Source organism: Helicobacter macacae MIT 99-5501 (assembly GCF_000507845.1).
In the GTDB taxonomy this organism is placed as follows: Bacteria; Campylobacterota; Campylobacteria; order Campylobacterales; family Helicobacteraceae; genus Helicobacter_B; species Helicobacter_B macacae.
On record NZ_KI669454.1, the window covers coordinates 809,465 to 828,257 of the forward strand.

The 18,793-nt window shown below is 40.3% G+C and carries 15 protein-coding genes; 5 read left to right on the forward strand and 10 right to left on the reverse strand.

Going from position 1 to position 18,793, the window contains the following annotated elements; translation table 11 throughout:
• Positions 1 to 48: 48 nt before the first annotated feature.
• On the reverse strand, positions 49 to 783 hold the full coding sequence (locus tag HMPREF2086_RS03610; protein ID WP_023927411.1) for a hypothetical protein: 735 nt from the start codon (positions 781 to 783) through the stop codon (positions 49 to 51).
• The gene (locus HMPREF2086_RS03615) at positions 764 to 2,752 is read right to left on the reverse strand and encodes an N-6 DNA methylase family protein (RefSeq protein ID WP_023927412.1); all 1,989 of its coding nucleotides are present in this window, start codon (positions 2,750 to 2,752) and stop codon (positions 764 to 766) included. Before HMPREF2086_RS03615 ends, HMPREF2086_RS03610 begins: the two co-directional genes overlap by 20 nt.
• A gap of 119 nt (positions 2,753 to 2,871) precedes the next feature.
• Here HMPREF2086_RS03615 and HMPREF2086_RS03620 point away from each other — a divergent pair, with 119 nt between their 5' ends.
• Positions 2,872 to 3,414: a ClbS/DfsB family four-helix bundle protein gene (locus HMPREF2086_RS03620; protein WP_023927413.1), complete on the forward strand. Its 543-nt coding sequence runs from the start codon at positions 2,872 to 2,874 to the stop codon at positions 3,412 to 3,414.
• Between the two features lie 2 nt (positions 3,415 to 3,416).
• Here HMPREF2086_RS03620 and ilvD read toward each other — a convergent pair whose 3' ends face one another.
• The 6 genes from ilvD to tig form a co-directional block, all read right to left on the reverse strand.
• Positions 3,417 to 5,105, reverse strand: coding sequence for a dihydroxy-acid dehydratase (ilvD, locus tag HMPREF2086_RS03625; RefSeq protein WP_023927414.1), 1,689 nt, complete (start codon positions 5,103 to 5,105; stop codon positions 3,417 to 3,419).
• Positions 5,072 to 5,278 (reverse strand): hypothetical protein, encoded by a 207-nt coding sequence (locus HMPREF2086_RS03630; protein WP_034560320.1) that lies wholly within the window; start codon positions 5,276 to 5,278, stop codon positions 5,072 to 5,074. Before HMPREF2086_RS03630 ends, ilvD begins: the two co-directional genes overlap by 34 nt.
• Positions 5,279 to 5,484: 206 nt before the next feature.
• Positions 5,485 to 6,069, reverse strand: a complete 585-nt coding sequence (gene def / locus HMPREF2086_RS03635; protein WP_023927415.1) for a peptide deformylase — start codon at positions 6,067 to 6,069, stop codon at positions 5,485 to 5,487.
• Entirely contained in the window at positions 6,032 to 7,141 is a 1,110-nt protein-coding gene (locus tag HMPREF2086_RS03640) for a GGDEF domain-containing protein (RefSeq protein ID WP_023927416.1), read from the reverse strand. The genes def and HMPREF2086_RS03640 overlap by 38 nt, the downstream gene beginning before the upstream one ends.
• Before the next feature lie 154 nt (positions 7,142 to 7,295).
• Positions 7,296 to 7,883 (reverse strand): ATP-dependent Clp endopeptidase proteolytic subunit ClpP, encoded by a 588-nt coding sequence (gene clpP / locus HMPREF2086_RS03645; RefSeq protein WP_023927417.1) that lies wholly within the window; start codon positions 7,881 to 7,883, stop codon positions 7,296 to 7,298.
• A 23-nt stretch (positions 7,884 to 7,906) separates the two neighbouring features.
• Positions 7,907 to 9,349, reverse strand: coding sequence for a trigger factor (tig, locus tag HMPREF2086_RS03650; RefSeq protein WP_023927418.1), 1,443 nt, complete (start codon positions 9,347 to 9,349; stop codon positions 7,907 to 7,909).
• 214 nt (positions 9,350 to 9,563) lie between these two features.
• On the opposite strand from tig, the gene fliI reads away from it, so the two are divergent.
• Entirely contained in the window at positions 9,564 to 10,868 is a 1,305-nt protein-coding gene (gene fliI / locus HMPREF2086_RS03655; RefSeq protein ID WP_023927419.1) for a flagellar protein export ATPase FliI, read from the forward strand.
• 178 nt (positions 10,869 to 11,046) lie between these two features.
• Here fliI and HMPREF2086_RS03660 read toward each other — a convergent pair whose 3' ends face one another.
• Entirely contained in the window at positions 11,047 to 11,700 is a 654-nt protein-coding gene (locus HMPREF2086_RS03660) for a hypothetical protein (RefSeq protein ID WP_023927420.1), read from the reverse strand.
• A gap of 51 nt (positions 11,701 to 11,751) precedes the next feature.
• A complete protein-coding gene (locus tag HMPREF2086_RS03665; protein ID WP_023927421.1) occupies positions 11,752 to 12,624 on the reverse strand; it encodes a hypothetical protein in 873 nt (290 codons plus the stop codon).
• A 93-nt stretch (positions 12,625 to 12,717) separates the two neighbouring features.
• Here HMPREF2086_RS03665 and HMPREF2086_RS12330 point away from each other — a divergent pair, with 93 nt between their 5' ends.
• The 3 genes from HMPREF2086_RS12330 (at position 12,718) to HMPREF2086_RS03680 (ending at position 18,725) form a co-directional block, all read left to right on the forward strand.
• Complete coding sequence (locus tag HMPREF2086_RS12330; RefSeq protein WP_023927422.1) at positions 12,718 to 16,269, forward strand: UvrD-helicase domain-containing protein; 3,552 nt, start codon at positions 12,718 to 12,720, stop codon at positions 16,267 to 16,269.
• Between the two features lie 83 nt (positions 16,270 to 16,352).
• Positions 16,353 to 18,065 (forward strand): sensor histidine kinase, encoded by a 1,713-nt coding sequence (locus HMPREF2086_RS11465; RefSeq protein ID WP_023927423.1) that lies wholly within the window; start codon positions 16,353 to 16,355, stop codon positions 18,063 to 18,065.
• A 9-nt stretch (positions 18,066 to 18,074) separates the two neighbouring features.
• Entirely contained in the window at positions 18,075 to 18,725 is a 651-nt protein-coding gene (locus HMPREF2086_RS03680; protein ID WP_023927424.1) for a response regulator, read from the forward strand.
• The last annotated feature ends 68 nt before the right edge of the window (positions 18,726 to 18,793 follow it).

The window sequence follows — 18,793 nt, forward strand, 5'->3', positions numbered from 1 at the left end:
AATTATACCCCACAATCGCTATATTTCATAAAACAACCATTTTGCGCCTTATTCCCTCCCCTTTTGTCTAATCCTATCCAAAATCTCTCTCACACTTACTTCATAGCATTCAAACTCCGCGATATTGCTCTCTTTTAGCCATAGTTGTCCCTCGCCTACATTGCCTCTATGCTGTCCTATGGAGTAGTATTTGTTGTGTGCCACTTCATCGCTTGAAAGCACAAAGTAGCGGAGTTTATCCCTCCACACCGCAATCCACACAAACACATCGCAACAAGCTGGCTTTATCTGCTGGAAATTCATATCAAAGCCCTGCTTTGAATCGCTTGATAATGCCTTGATGATGAGTGATTCCCCACTTTGTCTTTTTACCGCCCTTGAGGCTTTGACTTCGATTTTTATGCCACCATTTGCACTACTACTATCATCTAGCCAAAAATCATACTGCCCACTATAATTTGAGTCAATCTTGCTTGTAGGTCGTTGCAGTTCTGGCACGATTTCGTTTAGATGCCTTTGTGCCCACGCTTCGCCAAATGTGCGTGGCGCAGTAATCTCAAACACATACAAATATTTATTGCGCTCCAAATACGCATTTCTCATATCCAAATATTCACTTAGGCTAATTGCCCCACTTGCGATGAGATGAGAGATGATAAATTCAAATTTATTAAACGGATACACGCTGTATAAATTATCTAATGATTCAGTGCTAAAGTCTATATTTGCCTCGCGCTTCATTTGGGCGATTTTTTGTTGCAACTCATCGCTTAGCTTTTCCACTTAGCACCTTTTTTATGTGGATTTGCTCTTCACTGCTGATTTGATAAATCTCATAGATTTTATCTTGCAATATCGCTTCAATCGCGCTATTTCCACTAATTATTTTGCTAACTAACGCGCAAATCTCGCTATCTTGTTTGCTTGTGATTTTGGGGAATGGCAACTGCGCTAGATTGCCCTTTAGCACTTTGATTTCGCCAAATAGCACACTATGTAAATACGCAAAAAGTTCAGAATTTAAAAAGCCTAGCACGGTTTTGATTGACATATTGGGGATTTTGGGGATTAGGATATTTGCGCTATTTAAAAACAACGCTTTGCTTTCATCATAGGCAAACACAAGTTTGCTTGATATAAATTTATACACAAGTTTTTCGCCTGCGCGATAATACTCATCTTTTGCCACCTGCTGAAATTTCGCCCTATCATAAAGAATAAAATTCCGCGCTTGTTTTAGGCGATATGGCGCAATCTCTTTACCCGTGTAGATTTCCTCACTTCCTTGAATTCGCTCTTTATGCAGGGCATTTTTGTTATCCCCTGTAACGATTCCTAACGCCCAAATGCTTTGATTCAAATCATATTTGCCAATGCTTTTTATCTTTTTTATAATCTCTAAATCTTTGTTTGAAAGCACGCTAAAGTTATGATTTTGGCTTTGCAAAAACGCTGATATAGGCGTCAAAAATTCATCATTATTTTTTATGATTTTGCATTTTTGGGATTTTGGGTTTGATTGAGTAGCTTTATCCGCTCTAGATTGAATAGATTTTTTATGCGTTATGCTTACAAACTCCGTGCTAACGCCACTAAAAATATTTGCATAATGCTTGATTTGCTCTAACGCACCATTATGTAAGATAAACTCTCGCAAATCCTTGTGCGCTTTAACATTTAGCATAGCATTTGGAAGTAAAAAATTCATAACACCATTTGGCTTTAGCTTGGCATAAGATTTGACAAAAAATAGCGAAAATCGCTCGCCTGAAGTGATAATGCTTTGCGTGGGGTTTGTGTGTTTGGATTGTGCTTTTTTGCCATTTTGATTTTTTTGGTAAGTTTTGCTCTCATAGATTTTAGCACGATAATTTTTTGCGCGATAAATCCCCCACGGCGGATTTGTGCAGATATAATCAAAACTTAGACATTCACTCACGCCCTTATCCCCACACAAATTTTCCTCAAAGTCCAAAAAATCCGCACAATAAATTTGCGGGATAAAATCCATATCACTAAATTTTATAAGCATATTTATTTTTGCGATAAACACGGCTAGTGGATTATTATCAATGCCAAAAATTTGATTTGGCATAGCATTTTCCAAGCTAAGCATAAATGCCCCACTCCCACACGCAGGGTCTAAAAAAATCTCTCCATTGCCAAAATCTAGCCCCTTTGTCATTTCTCTTGTGATAGCGTGTGGCGTGTAGTAAGCACCAGCGATATTTTTCTCCCCCTCAAGCAAAAGGCACTGATAAATAAGCCCAAGCAAATCCGCCTCATCACAAGGCAGGGAAAAATCTAGCAAATCATCATAGCACGCAAATCCGCTTTGAAAATCCTGCACACAATCGAGGGCAAAATCTTTGTATGTATCTAGCACCGCTTGTATATGGGCTTTATGCAAGAGATTTTTTGCTTTTAGCAGATTTAGCGCAAGGGAATATATGGCGTTTTTGGTGGAGTAGTTTTTTTGGACAATGAGTCGCACAATGCGCTCTATAAGCGCGATATTGTTGGCATTGCAAAAATACTCCGTAGGGATAATATTTTTGCAAGAGAGTTTTTTATTTGCCCGAGTTGTGAGTTTGGGTTTTGTGATTTGTGTGTGGTTTTGTGGGTTTTTTGGATTTGCTAGATTTGACAATCCTAAATCTAGATTCTGATTTTGCAAGATTCCAAGTTTGCGCCAATTTTGCCTTGTCGCAGGGGATATGAGGGAATCTAGTCGCTCTAGCTGTAATGTCATTGCTAAGCCTCATTTGTGTTAAAATAATTTTGATATTGTGCCATTATTTGCAAAATAATTCAAATTGCAATATAATCGCCAAGCACATAAAAAATCACAGAATCTAAAAAGGACGCGCTATGCCACGCCCACAAAACAAAGATGAGTTGATAAAGGCGATAAATGCCGAGTTTAGCAAACTTTGTAAGATTGTCGATGAGACGCCAAAGGACATTTTGAATAAGGATTTTATAAATCCCTTGCCGAGTAATTCGCGTGATAAAAACGCCCGAGATGTGCTTATCCACCTTTATGAATGGCAAGTTATGCTCCAAAATTTCATTAGCAATAATTTAGACTTTAAGGGTGGCAAATTCACTCCAAAGGCTGAAATTTCGCCCTTTTTACCACCCCCTTATAATTGGCACACTTATCCAAAGCTCAATGTAGAGATTTGGCAAAAGCACCAAAGCACAGACTTTGAAAGCGCACTAGATTTGCTAGAATCAAGTCATCAAAGCATTTTATCCATCGCCCAAAAATTTAGCGACAACGAGCTTTTTGACAAAAAACATTTTGCTTTTACAGGCACGACAAATCTAGGCTCTTATGTGATTTCGGCAAGTTGTAGCCACTATGCGTGGGCGATAAAGCAACTTAAAAGCGGACTAAAACACAGCTAAAATCAAATCTTAAAAAATCCCAAGTCAAGCACTGCGCCGTTACTTGCATTACTCACTAGCTTTTGATATTGCGCAAGCCAGCGAGAATGCAGTGGCTTACTTATGGGCTTAAATTCCGCCCTGCGCTTGGCGATTTCTGCTTCGCTTAGTCGCACATTTATGGCGTAGCTATCCACATCTATGTCGATTATGTCGCCGTCTTTGAGTAGCCCGATTAGTCCGCCTTCAGCCGCTTCTGGGCTGATATGCCCTATGCTTAGTCCGCGTGTCGCCCCGCTAAACCGCCCGTCCGTGATGAGTGCGACATCTGCGCCCAGCCCCATTCCCATTATGAGGCTTGTGGGGCTTAGCATTTCTTGCATTCCCGGTCCGCCCTTTGGTCCCTCATAGCGTATCACGCACACATCGCCTTTTTGCACTTTGCCCTTGATGATGCCCTTTATCGCTTCATCTTGGCTATTAAAGCACACGGCTTTCCCGCTAAATTTGCGCTCACCCGTGATTCCCGCTGTTTTTATCACGCAGCCTTGCTCTGCGAGATTGCCAAAGAGTATCGCTAGTCCGCCCACCTGCGAGTAGGCGTTTTCTACCTTGTGGATTACGCGCTCATCTTTGATTGTCGCGTCTTTTACGCGCTCGCCTAAGCTCTCGCCCGTGATAGTGAGCGCGTCTAAGTCAAGCAGTCCATTATCCCTGCGCGAGATTTCTTTGATAAGCGCGTTTATGCCCCCTGCGTTGCCGACATCTTCCATAGCCACTTCGGGCAAGCTCGGCGCGACTTTGGCGATATGCGCGATTTTTTTGCTAATGTCGTTTAGCTCGCGTATATCTAGTGGCGCACCTGCCTCGCGCGAAATCGCAAGGATATGCAAAATCGTATTTGAGCTACCGCCCATAGCCATATCCACCACCATTGCATTGCGAATCGAATGTTTATTTATAATGTTGCGAATCTTAAATTTATCATCAAGGGCGATTTCACAGATTCGCCTTGCGGCTTGGCGCAGTAGCTCCTCGCGCTCATTGCTTTGTGCCAATGCCGTGCCATTGCCACTTAGGGCGATTCCTAGTGCTTCACAAAGCGAGTTCATCGAGTTTGCTGTAAATAGCCCCGAGCAAGAGCCACCGCTAGGACAGGCTTTGCACTCTATGTCTTTGAGTTCTGCCTCGTCTATTTTTTTGACTTCATACGCGCCCACCGCTTCAAACACGCTATTTAGTGTGAGCTTCTCGCCTTTCTCGCTAAATCCCGCCCTCATAGGACCGCCACTTACAAAAATCGTTGGCACATTCACGCGCAGCGCACCCATAAGCATTCCGGGCGTGATTTTATCGCAGTTTGGTATGCAAATAAGCGCGTCAAGCTGGTGTGCGTTCATCACAGATTCCACCGAGTTGGCGATGATTTCACGGCTTGGCAGGGAGTAGAGCATACCATTATGCCCCATAGCTATGCCATCATCAACGCCTATGGTGTTAAATTCAAAGGGCACACAGCCATTTTTGCGGATTTCATCCTTGATAATCCGCGCGTATTCATTCAGGTAAAAATGCCCGGGAATTATGTCTATGTAGCTATTTGCCACGCCGATAAAGGGCTTATCAAAGTCCTCCTCGCTTAACCCGCAAGCCCGTAATAATGAGCGATTCGGGGCTTTTAAGTAACCTTTCTTAATAACATCACTTCGCATTGTTTGTCCTTTTTGTTGTGTTTGTTTTTGCGACTTTTGAGATTGCTTTGTCGCATTTGTGCTTTGTCGTGTTTTTGCCTTGTCGCGTTTATTTTATTGTGCGTTGGGTTTGTTTTTGTGATTTTACATTTGCATTTATCTTTGGTATTATAATGAATTTTGATTAAATCCATTTGCGCGACTTTAAAAACCTCAAATCATTATTTGTCATATTGATATCCTTTAAGCTCAAAATTATCCAAAATGTAACCATAAATGTGTAAATTCTTTTGAATACTTCGGGCTTAAAAGCTCTTAGGTATGACAAAATGTAAGTTTTTGGATATTTTATTTGCGTTTAAGAAAGGTAGTTTTTGCAATGATTAAAAGTCTTTAGATTTTAGGATTTCCCTTTTTGCTCTCTTTGTTCTTTTTGCAATCGCTTTAGTTCTTTTTCAAATTTTTTTCTACGCAAGATTGGTAGTTTATCGACAAATAGGATTCCATCTAGGTGGTCTATCTCGTGCTGCAAACAGATAGCAAGCGTGTCATTTGCCTGCAATATATGCTCCTTGCCAAATCTATCTTGATATGCCACGCTAACACTCTCAAACCGCTCAACATCCTCAAAAAATCCCGGCACCGATAAGCACCCCTCTTTATACAAAGTCTGCCCCTCTTTTTTCAAAAACACTGGATTTATGATTTCTAGCAAGTCCTCTTTGCGCTGCTCTGTCGGCACAGCATAGCTACCATCTTCTTGTAGCTCTGGCTGTGCGCCCTCTACCTCACGCGGGATATTTATCACTAGCGCACGGATAGGCTCTCCCACCTGAATCGCTGCTAGCCCGATGCCCCCACGGTCTATCATCGTCTCATACATATCATCTAAAAGCCTGTGTAGATTCTCATCAAACTCACGCACGGGGTTTGATTTTGTTTTTAGCTTAGAGTTTGGGTGCTTCAATATCGTCAATATCGGCATTTTCGTCATCTTGCTGGTAGATTTTGCAGTGCTGTTTTTCTTCTAGGGCGACTTTGAGAGTTGAGAGGCAAGCACTTTGGGTTTCTTCTATGGAGCGCTCGGGCATTATCTTTGCGATACTTGTGGATATGTCTAGTTGCAGGTTCAAATCCCCTACAAACACATCAGTGATTTGCGCGGCTTGGTAGAGGGCGACACAGATTTCTTGGGCTTCTCTAATGTCAGAATATTTTAGCAAAATCCCAAAAATCCCCTCGCCTATGTAACCGATAAAATCACTCGTAGGGACGTGCTTTTGCAAAAACTTTGCCAAAGTCTTTAGCAAAATCATAAACACAGGCGAATCCTGCCCGACATTTCGCGATAGTTCATTAGAAAGCGAGGAATACACCAAGATTGATGGGTGGTTAAATTCTTGGCAGAGTTGCTGTTCTTTTTGCAAGGCGGCGTTGAAAAAATTGCGATTATAGACATCTAGATTTAAGTCATAGACAGAATTTTGGCTAATTTGCTTTAGATTTTTATCAGTCTTTACATACAAGTCGCGGATTTGGTCTAGCTGCTTTGAAGTAATGGTGGTTACTTTATTCATATCCCGCACAAAAAAATCCATAACATTTCTTAGGGTAAGTTTGTTGTCTGCTTGCTCCATATCTTGGCTATATTGTCTTACCACATTTTGTGCGATTAGGAAGTTTTGATACACCACCGACATACAATTTAGCACTTGCTTTATCACTCGCAGACTTTCTCCCACTGATTTTTCAAAGATAAGTGCGCGATTTTCTAGGTCTGATTGAAGTCGCATAATCGTGCGGATTTTTTGCTTTGTCGTGGGGGATTCTTTTTCTAAAAATTTTTCAAAATATAAGCGATAGTTTGAGGGCAGGCAGGGTAGGGACTCTTGCTGTATGGTTTGGACTGCGGTTTCTGAAAGTCTGCTAACCACACTTAAGAAATCCTCCCCATCGCCCGGGGCTATATCGCCCTCCTCGCCACCTCTAGGCACGGTAGGATTTACGCCAGAGAGAAATGGATTATCTGAGATACTTGCTTTATCTTCTTTTGCCATTTGTGCCTACCTTATTGTGGGATTTGATTTTGGGATTTTGTGTAATCTTGTAGTTTTTGCTCTAATTTTTTACTTTACTTGATTTTATTTTTGACTTGCTTTTGCCTTGATTCATTTTGGCTTTGATTTTGCTTTTTTGGCTTTTGTGGTTTGGCTACTTCGCGCTTCGCTCCAAAATCTTATCTATCAAGCCGTATTCTTTGGCTTCTTTCGCACTCATAAAAAAGTCCCTTTCGGTGTCTTGGGCGATTTTTTTGAGACTTTGTCCTGTCGTGCCTGCCATTATCTCATTTAGCTTTGCCTTTAGTCGCAAAATCTCTTTTGCTTGGATTTCTATATCGCTAGCTTGCCCTTGTGCGCCACCTAGAGGCTGATGAATCATAATGCGAGAATTTGGCAAAGAAAATCGCTTGCCTTTCTCCCCGCAGCTTAGCAAAAACGCTCCCGCACTCGCTGCTTGCCCGATACAAATCGTGCAAACGCTAGGGCGGATATAGTTCATCGTGTCATAGATACTAAACGCACTTGTGATGACGCCACCGGGGGAATTTATATATAGATTTATGTCCTTTTCGGGGTCTTCTGCTTCTAGGAAAAGTAGCTGCGCGACAATAGAGCTAGCAACCATATCATTTATCTCGCCACTTAGCAAAATCACTCTGTCTTTTAGCAAGCGTGAGTAAATATCATAGCTTCGCTCGCCTCGCCCTGTTTTTTCGATGACATAGGGGATATAGTTCATTTCTAGCCTTTATGATTTGTTGTCTATGCTTTTGTAGATTTGGTATGTTTGCTAGCAGTGCTTTTGGACTTTCCGCTAGAGGTAGAATCGGCTTTAGATTCCGCATTTTTAGCCTTAGAATCTTTAGACTCTGCTTTTTTGGTGTTTTCTTTTGTGGTGGATTCTGCATTTTTGCTTAGCCCTGCTTTTTTATCTAGCAGTGTATGTAGCACGCGATTTTCTATAAGCGACATTTTTATAGCGGGGAGTAGGTTATTTTTTTGGTAATACTCTAGCACTTCTTTTGGATTTTGCCCACTTATGAGTGCCTCATAATAAATCGCATTCATCACTTCTCTATCATCGATTGTGATATTTTGCGCTTTGGCAATCGCATCAATGATAAAAGTAACCTTGACATTGCTTTGGGCTTCTTGGCGATATTCTTCGCGCTTATCTTTTGCTTTTTTGGCATCTTGCTGATAGGTTTTTAGCTCATCTTGTGAGATAGTGGATAGGGCGTTGCGAAATAATATATCCATTTCTTGCTCGACAATTATTTCAGGCAAATCAAAACCAAAGCCAGAATCTAGTGCTTCTAGGAATTTGCTTTTCATCTCTTCATTGTAGTGTTGCGTTTTTAGCTCATTTGTCAAATCATCTTTTATGCTAGATTCTAGCTCTTTTAGCGTGGCGTCCTCTTTTCCCATTAGCTTTTTGGCAAGTGCGTCATCTATGACTTGCTTAGCTTTTTCTTTTAGAGCGTTTATTTTGACTTTGAAAGTAGCGGGCTTTCCTGCGAGATTTGGCGCGTGATAAGTGGAGGGGAATGTTACGCTGATTTCTTTTTGCTCGCCTATTTTTGCGCCTATGAGTGCCTCCTCAAAGCCAGCGATGAACTGTCCAGAGCCAATAGCCAAATCAAACCCTTCAGCTTTGCCCCCATCAAAAGCAACGCCATCGACAAATCCCTCAAAATCAATATTTGCGACTAAGTCGTTTTTGACACTTTTGCTAGTTGATTCTATGAGTGGAGCATTGCTTGAAGCGAGGTTTTCTAGTCTTTCTTTGATTTGCTTCTCTGTGGGAGTTGGGATTTTGGGAGTTGGGATTTTGGACTCATAATCGCCTAGTTCAAATTCAGGCACGATAGAGATTTTTATCTCTACTTCAATGTCATCTTTGCCTTTTTCAAATTTGCTTACTACGGGATTGCCAATTAGATTTTGCTCTTTTAGTCCTAGCTTTTCTAGGGCGAGTTTTAGCATTTCTTGGATAGATTCTCTTTCTGCATCTTGCTGCATAGAATCTTTATAACGAGATTTGATGATATGGGTTGGGACTTTGCCTTTTCTAAAGCCGTCTATTTTTAGATTTTTGCTTGCTTTTTGTGCGATAGATTCTAGCTTGGATTCTAAGTCTTTGAGTGCGATTTTGCCTTTTGCTATGGCATTTGCAGCGTTTATCTTTGTCGTCTCAATGTTCATTTATGCTTCCTTTGGCTTATGATTTATGCTTTTTGACTGCTTTGTCTTGCCCTATTTTGCCTTTTGCTTCGCGCTTTAAATGGCGTTAAGATTTTAGAGCAAAATTGTCTAGCATTTTAGCCAAAAATCCCAAAAAACATTATAAAATTGCGCAAAACTTTGCGCTTTTATAAGCGTTTGCGATTTTAGATTTTAGAAATATTTAAGGATTGCAATGTCGCTTGATTTGCTAAAAAACAAGCTCGCCACTCGCCCAAATCTCTCCCCACAATATGGCGTTATCCACAAAATCACTCCTACGATTATCTATGCGCGTGGGATTACGCCAAGTGTGGGCGATATTGTCAAAATATTGCACAAAGACAATAGCCAATCTCTTGGCATCGTAACCATAAGTGAGGGGAATGGCTTTGGGTTCAATCCTTTTGAATTTGTCGAAAATTTTGGCATACACGATAAAGTCATTATCCAAAACAATGGACTTACTTTCCCTGTGGCAGATTCTATGCTTGGCAGGGCTTTTGACCCGTTAGGACAGCCTATTGATGATGAGCCACCTCTTCAAAATCCTACTTTTGTGCCTATCATAAATCCCCCCATAAAAGCCCTAAAGAGAGGAATCATAGATGAAGTATTTGATGTGGGTGTGCGCTCTATAAATTCGCTACTTACTTGTGGAAAAGGGCAAAAGCTAGGGATTTTTGCAGGCTCGGGTGTGGGCAAATCCACACTTATGGGAATGATAGTGCGCGGGTGCAATGCCCCAATCAAAGTCATAGCACTTATCGGCGAGCGGGGTAGGGAAGTGCCAGAATTTATCCACAAGTCTTTGGGGGGGAGTTTGGAAAATACCGTGCTTATCGTGGCTACAAGCGATGATTCTCCGCTTATGCGCAAATACGGCGCGTTTTCGGCTATGGCAGTAGCAGAATACTTCAAATCACAAGGTAGAGATGTGCTTTTTATTATGGATTCTATCACGCGGTTTGCTATGGCACAGAGAGAGATAGGGCTAGCACTAGGCGAGCCACCCACAAGCAAGGGCTATCCACCAAGTGTGCTCACACTTATGCCACAGCTTATGGAGAGGGCAGGCAAAGAGGAGGGCAAAGGCTCAATAAGTGCGTTTTTTACCGTCCTTGTGGAGGGCGATGACTTAAGCGACCCAATCGCAGACCAAGCTAGAAGTATACTAGATGGGCATATCGTGCTAGATAGAGGGCTAAGCGATTTGGGTGTGTATCCGCCAATCAATATCTTATCATCTGCTTCGCGCGTAAGCAATGACATCATAAGTGATTCTCAAAAAGAGCTAATCCAAAAATTTCGCCGTTATTACTCACTTTTGCGCGAAAACGAAGTGCTTATCCGCATAGGCTCATATCAGCGAGGTAGCGACCCCGAGCTAGACTATGCACTTGATTTAAAGCCCGCTATGGAGGCATTTCTAAAACAAGGAGAAAAAGAAGTCATAAGTTTTGATGAAGCATTAGAGCAACTAGGGAAACTTTTTAGATGATTTTTATTTTTGTGTAATTTTTAGATTTTGGTGTTTTATTTTGTGAGTTTAGCTCTAAGATTTCGGTATTTTCTAGGATTTTTTGGAGAATTTTTTATCGTTAAAAAAAACATATTGCAAAAATGTATTGCCACAAAAACTAGCGTGATTCTAGCGCGGGTTAAACCGCGCTATTTTGCTACTTTTGCACGGCTTCTTCGTATTGCTTTGCTACTTCTTCATACTCTTTGACTGCTACTTCGTAGTCATTTACTAGATTTTCAAAAACACTTACCTTTTCTAGCGCACTTTTTACGACTACTTCGTATTCTTTTACTGCTGTTTCAAACTTACTTAGCGCAACGGTATTGATACTTTCGCTACCATTTGAAGCATTTTCCGCAGGGCTTGTAGCAGGTTTTATCCTACTTCGTGCATTATCGACTTTGCTTTTTATGGATTTTGCTTTATTTAGCTCTGCACTTGCCTTGCTTGCGGCACTTTTTGCATCATCGCTTATCTCCATTACCTTAAAAGTCGCAGCCATATATTCGCCCTCTTTTGCCTTTGCATTTTCGCTTGTGCTTACCTCTGTATCGGCTTTTTGGTTTGCTTCTTTGTTTTTAACTATGGCTTTTTTTGCAGCTGCTATGGCTCTGCTTTTTGCTTCATCAGCCCTTGATTTTGTGGCTTTGGTTTTTTCTAGCACAGATTCTATTTTGCTTAGAGCTATTTTGTATTGATTTTCTGCTTGTGTGTATCTCTCATCAAACACTTGCAAATCAGCCCCACTGCACAAATGTGTAAGCCCCACAAAGCAAGCACACAAAGCTACCAATGCTATTTTTCTCATCTAAGCCTCCTATTTTGATTTTGCTAAACTTGATTTTGCTAGCCTAATTTCCTAAAAAATAAACGCCAAAAAGAGTTGGAATTTATCATAGGCAATGTCATAAATATCTCGCCCTCGCGTTTGAGTGATGATATTAGAGCCATTTATATCGTTGCTACCCGCAGCAGTGTCAGGCTTTGTCTCATCTTTGCGGTTTGTCATATCGCCGTGCAAGTAGCGAAATCCTATGTTTATCACATTGCTTACTTTGTAGCCAATCCCAGCTCCATAGATGATTCCATCATAGCTTGTTTCTACTCTAGGAAACGCTCCATTTCCGCTTTGATTTGTAGTGGGGTAAATATCAGTCATAAACAACCAGCCATAGCCCACAAGTCCTGTGAGATAAAATCCACTTTTTTCTATCCCTAGCATTACAGGGATTTCACTTCCCCAGCCCACGATTCCGTCATAGTCTTTTGTTTGGAATCCTCTATGGTCGCTCAAAATATTTGATTTCCCGCCAGCTTTTAGATAGATAGGGAAATTCACCCCAGCACCTGCTAGGAAGTTTATCCCACCTACCGCGCTTTCAATCGTGCGGATATAGACATTATATCCCAAATCCACCGCCCAATAATTTGCCTTGCCAAGCATAGTGTATGAGCCACCTACTGCGCCTTCGTTAAATATATACCAACGCCGTTCAGAATTGCTAGCATTTGCCCTAGAGCCAGAGACGATTGAGCCACTCGCGAAATTTTTGGTAAATCTGCTTTGGTTGCTTTGTAGGCTTTTGTAGCTATTGCTAGCACTACTTTTTCTGCTTGAAGCACTCCAAGCACTGCTAAAAACGCCAGAAACTCCTACGCTTAGCACAAGTGCCAAAAGTCCATTTGAGACTTTTAGAGCCATATTTTTAGAGCTTTGTGTGTGTTTTTTCATTTTACACTCTCCTTTTAAGGAATTTTTGCTATGATACCAAATCGACAACAATACTAAATCAATAAACAATAAAAGTATTTTTGGGAGCAAAAATTGGATTCTACCACCACTGAACTACCTGCTACTAAATTATCTGCACAAGCGCAATCAACCCACCCAAAATCATCTACACAAAATATATCACAGCCCACTTCCAAACTTTCTCAATCCACTCAATCCGCCCAACTAGCTCAACCTCTCTCACACCCATTTCTAGCACTCAAAGCCTCCGCAGGCAGTGGCAAAACCTTTAGCCTTGCTTTGCGCTTTGTGTGGCTACTTTTTCGTGGTGCAAAGCCTAGTGAGATTTTAGCCCTTACCTTTACCAACAAAGCTACCAAAGAAATGCAAGAGCGCGTCCAAAACGCCCTAAAAGAGCTTGCAAACCCTCACACTCTGCCTACCTCGCCCTTTCTCTCGCAGCTACAAGCTATGGGACTTAGCCTACAAGAAATAAAAGCAAATAGTCCAAAAATCTACCAAGAATTTTTGGATTCTACCCCTAGAATTTGCACAATCGATGCGTTTTTTAACTCGATTTTGCACAAATTTTGTTGGTATGTCGGGCTTAGTCAAGACTACCAAATGGGCGAGGACATAGAGGAAGAAGAGCTATTTGAGGAGTTTTTGATGATTTTGTCAAAAAATAGCATTGCAGATTCTACAAATATCTTTGATAGGCTGATTAGATTTTGCTTTGACTTTGACATAGATTTTAGTCGCGTTATGAAGCATTTAGAAGTGTGGCACAATGACAAAATCCACTTCAATGATAAGTTTTTGCAAGAGATAAAATCTCACTCAATAGCTAAGACAAAAAAAGAGCTAGCTCAAGTAGAATCTAGCATTTTATCCACACTTAAGTATCTAAAAGCCCTGCTAGAAAAGGGCAACGCCTCACAAAGCGCACTAAATGCAGTGCAAGCCACAAGCGCGCAAGAATTTATCAAAGAAAAGAGATGGACATTTTTGCAAAAAGATGAGCCAAGAGAATATAAAAATTTTGCAAAGCCGCTCAAAGATGAAGCAATAAATGCGGAGTTTTGTAAGCATATAGCAGTGCTAAAGCAATATCTAAAGCAATATTTTTTGCTAAAAGAGCGCGTGATTTTTGTGGAGCTAGAGAGGATTTTGGACGCTTTTGGCAGGGCAAAAAACCTCTCTATACGGTCAAGCAAAAAGCTAAGCTTTGCAAACTGTGCGCTAAAAGTGTATGAGCTACTTATACTAGGAGAGGGGCTAAATGTGAGTGCGGGTGGTATCGACCCGCAGTTTTTCTACTTTCGTATGGATAATACCATTAGCCATATTTTGATTGATGAGTTTCAAGACACTAGCCCTATGCAATACGCTATTTTAGAGCCACTAATTGATGAAATATACGCGGGTAGGGGGAGGGATATACGCGGGCAAGTAGATGATAGAAGTGTGTTTTTTGTGGGGGATTCTAAGCAGTGCATTTATGGATTTAGAGGGAGTGAAGCGGGATTTTTTGATGAGGTTATTTCTCATTCGCCATTGCACACACATAGTTTGCCAAACAACTATCGAAGCAAAAAATCTATCATTGATTTTGTAAATGCGTGCTTTGGCAAAATCTTTGCAGAGCAATACCAAAATCAGACGCTACCACAAAATCAAATATCACAAAGTGGGCTCTCAAAAATCAAAGATTGCACTACAAAAGCTACCACAAATAGCTTTGCAAAAAACGACTTTGATACAAATGGCTTTGTTTGCATTGCACAAAATTTGAGCCAACAATCAAACGAAGCAGAATCTAGCCCAAGCAAAACCAAAAACATATCTAATGATTTTGGTGATTCTGCTAAATCCACTGATTCTACTGAATCTACAAATCCCGCAGATGATGCAAGCGAAAATATTGTAGTTACGCAAGTGCTAGAGAGTTTGCAAACGCTATTTTTGCTAGGTGTGCAGCCAAATGACATCGCGATATTGTGCTTTAGAAATGATGATATTTTTAGCATAAATGAAGCGATAAAAGAGCGGTTTAAAAATATCAAGACTACGCCTGAAATCAAATCTGCCTTTGTCCAAAAGCCTAGCGTGCGCTTTATCCTAAGTGCGCTAAAATTTATCCAAAGTATCAAAGATAATCACGCACAAGATAATGACGCTACACAAGAAAAATCCTCCAAAAACTTGGCTGATTTTTATGTGTATGAGTGCCTAAAAATCGCAGGTAAAAAGGTATTTGACTTGCCACAAGAAAAGCAAAAAGAGCTACTGCAATCATACAAAAACACCCTAAAAGAATGCCTAAAAAAATCCTATCAAACCACTTCCACACACTCTGCGCATTCCACACATTTTGCAAATTCTGCAAATGAAAAAATCATAAAGCCTAGCAAATGTATCCTAGAAATCATCAAATCTTTTCATATCTATGATAAAAACGGCCAAAAACTCCTTGAAGTAAGCCTCCAAATAGCGCAAACAGGGCATAGCGAAACTCTTAGTGAGTTTATCACTAGAGTAGAATCACAAAGCATCACACCACCAAAAGAGAGTTATGCAGGCATTAGGATTTTGACTATTCACGCAGCAAAAGGGCTAGAGTTTCCCTATGTGATTTTGGCTGATAGACTTGGAGGAGAGAGACATAGTCCCAAAAATTTTGTCTATGATGACAAAGTATATTTCGTCCAAAAAAATAGAGAGATTGTCGATGAGGGATTTCGCCTAGCACTAGAAGTGGCTAAAAATGCCGAAAAAGTAGAAAAAAATAATGTCCTTTATGTCGCTTGCACTAGGGCAAAAGATGGGCTTATCATCGTCCCCAAAGATGACAAAAGTGCGTTTGAGGAGATACTAAAATCCATTGAATCATCATCGTTTTTGGATAGCTCTGCAGAGATAGAGACACTAAAAAGCCTGCGCTCAAAAGCTACTCAAAAAACACAAGCAAAAACAAAAGAGGAGCAAAAAACAACTAACCCCAAAATCCTAACCCAAATGCCCTTTGGCGCGCAAAATCAAACGCTAAAAAAAGAATCCCAATCATTGCTAAACGCCCTGCCAAACGCAGAAAAAATCCGCTTTGGTAACGCACTTCACTTAGCACTAGAATACGCGCTAGGCTTTGGAATTGGCGATGAAATCTTGCGCAACATTTTGCAAAATCATTTTGGAGAAAACATTGATATTTCACGCCTTTTAGCTCTCACTCGCGCTACAAAAGAAAATCCGCGCTTCCAAGCGTTTTTGCAAAAATCACAAAATCCACAGCAGAATTTAGCGCAAGCGCAGACTTCACAAGAATCTTTAGCGCAGATTTTGACACAGACTTCACAAGAGATTCCACAAGAGAATTTGCAAGAGGTTTTACAAGAAGTTTTAGTAGAAGTGCCATTATTTTTTGATGGCGAGCTAAAGCGTATTGATTTGCTTGTGCGGGAGGGGGATAGGATTTTTGTCTATGATTATAAAAGTGGGGCTTCGCAGGAGTATAAAGATGAGCACAAAAAGCAAGTAAGTGGCTATGTCCGCGCACTAAAAAGCCTATATAGCGACTATGAAATAAATGGCTATGTTGCTTATATCCGTGATGAGATTGTGTGGGAATCCTGCGATAATGTGTAAAAATACACAAAAACCAACTAAAATAATGCCAAATTTTACTTAAAAATCCTAATCTTAAATTCTAATCTAAGGAAACACAATCTATGTTAAGTATTAGGCTTCCATTTTTTGTTACCACACTAGAGCGACAAACAAAGATTTTGCTACTTCTTATTGCGTTTGGTTTTTTGCTTGTATCTATCACGGGTTTGCTAGCACTTAGTGGGTTAAAATATGAGTATGACGCAAGTATAGGCTCTCGCGTGCACAAATCAAAATCCCTCCAAAATATCCAAAAATTCTACACTTCCTTGCCAGCTTATCATTCGCCAGCTTATAATCCCCTCTCCCAAAATCAATTAGCCCAAAAAGAGCTACAATCCAAATACCAATCCCTGCTGAAAGAATGGCAAGACTATGAGGAGGACACCGAGCAAAAAGTGATTTTGCATTCACTAAAAACGCTTTATCAAAATCTATTTTTTGCCAAATCCATTGCCCAAGTGAGAGAAAAAATCGCCCAAAAAGACGCGCTTAAAAATGAGCTATCCACTCTCATAGAGCAGACAAACGACATAATTGCTAAGCAAGATTATATAAAGCAAGATTTTGCTAAACGAGATTCTAAAGATTTTGACAAGCACACCACACAGCTACTTTATCACAGCATAGAAGTCAGCAACAAAATCAATGATATTTTTGAGAAAAATATCGAAATCTTTAGCCTCCAAGATAGCATAACAGATTCTATGTATGCCAATACGATGATATTTTTGCTTGGGTTTATGATTTTTGTGAGTGTGGTTACGCTGTATTCTTCAAGCGTGTTTGTAGGATTTATGCGTGGCAAAAATGCGAGGCTAGAAAAAATCATTTTGCAAAAAACAAATGAGCTTAAAAAAACTAACCAAAATCTACAAAAAACTATCACAGAGCAGATTGAGCAATCGCGCAAAAAAGACCAAATAATGTATCAGCAAGCCCGCCTTGCTTCTATGGGGGAGATGATACAAAATATCGCACACCAATGGCGACAGCCACTAAACTCACTCATCATTCTTATCCAAAATTTTAAGCTCAAATACGACAATGGCACGCTTAGCAAAGATATAGTCCAAGCCCAAACACAAGATGCTCTAAGGATTGCAAACAATATGTCAGACACCATAGAGAATTTCCGCAACTTTTTTCAGCCACATATCAAAAAAAAGAATTTTTTTATTTGTGCGAGTATTAAGGATTCTATCGCGCTAATCAAGCCTACTTTGGAGCAAAACAATATCCAAGTGTTTTTTGAATATGAGGAAGATATTGAGATTTTTGGGTATGAAAATGCCTTTAGTCAAATCGTGCTAAATATCATCAAAAACGCCCAAGACGCACTCACACAATGCGCACTTGATTTTAAGCAAGATTCTATGCACGATTTAGCCCAAGATTCTAGCGATTTTGATGCACAAAGCGGGATTATCCAAATCACTCTTTCGCGCAACTCTCATTGTGCGCTAACTCAAGGCACTCAAGCAAGCAAAACAGCTGATTGCGCTCAAATCTGCATAATGGATAATGGAGGCGGAATCAAAATCCCACAAATTGATAAAATATTTGAGCCGTATTTCACTACCAAGCACAAATCCATAGGCACGGGCATAGGGCTATATATGGCAAAGCAAATCATCGAAAAGCAAATGGGTGGTTGCATAGAGGTGGCAAACAGCGCGTGGGTGGCAAAAGAACTCAATAAAGAATGCTACGGAGCGAAATTTATGATAAGATTTCCATTGAATTTCAACAAAAACAGCACCACAAATGACTAAGGGGATAAAATGAAAGACTTAAAGGAGCTAAAAAATCTCACTCTACTTTATGTGGAGGATAATGAAGAAGTGGCAAGAGTTACCACAATGGTGCTAGAAGAGTATATAGAGCGTGTTTTGGTGGTAAAAAACGGCATAGAAGCCTTGCAGGTTTTCAACACCTATCAAGTAGATTTAATCCTAAGTGATATTTTGATGCCAAAAATGAATGGCATTGAGTTTGCTCGCAAAGTGCGCGAGGGTAAGCACAATGCTCAATGCCCCATTATCTTTACCACTGCGCACACAGAGGTAAATTATCTACTTGATGCCATTAGCTTAAGCGTAGATGGCTATGTGCTAAAGCCTATTAACATTACCGAGCTACTTCACACGATGCTTAAAGCTATATTGCCAAAAATCCAAGCCAAAGAAATAGAATCCAAAAATATGCTTTTAAGCGCGATAAATACTTTTGTAGGTGGTAAAAAAATCGAAATCATTCGCTTCTTGCTAGAGCATTGTGATGAAGAGGGGATTTTCTATGGAAGCTATGAATATATCATAGATGAGCTAAATGTAAGCAAGCCCACAATCGTAAAGACATTTCATCAGCTTATGGAAGTAGGCTTGCTTGTCAAAATCCGCAACAAAGTCTATAAAATCTGCCTAGATAAATAGCGTAAAAAATAAATAGTGTAAAAATAGTGATAAAGTAGTGGCAAAATCGCGCAAAAAGCGCAAAAAAT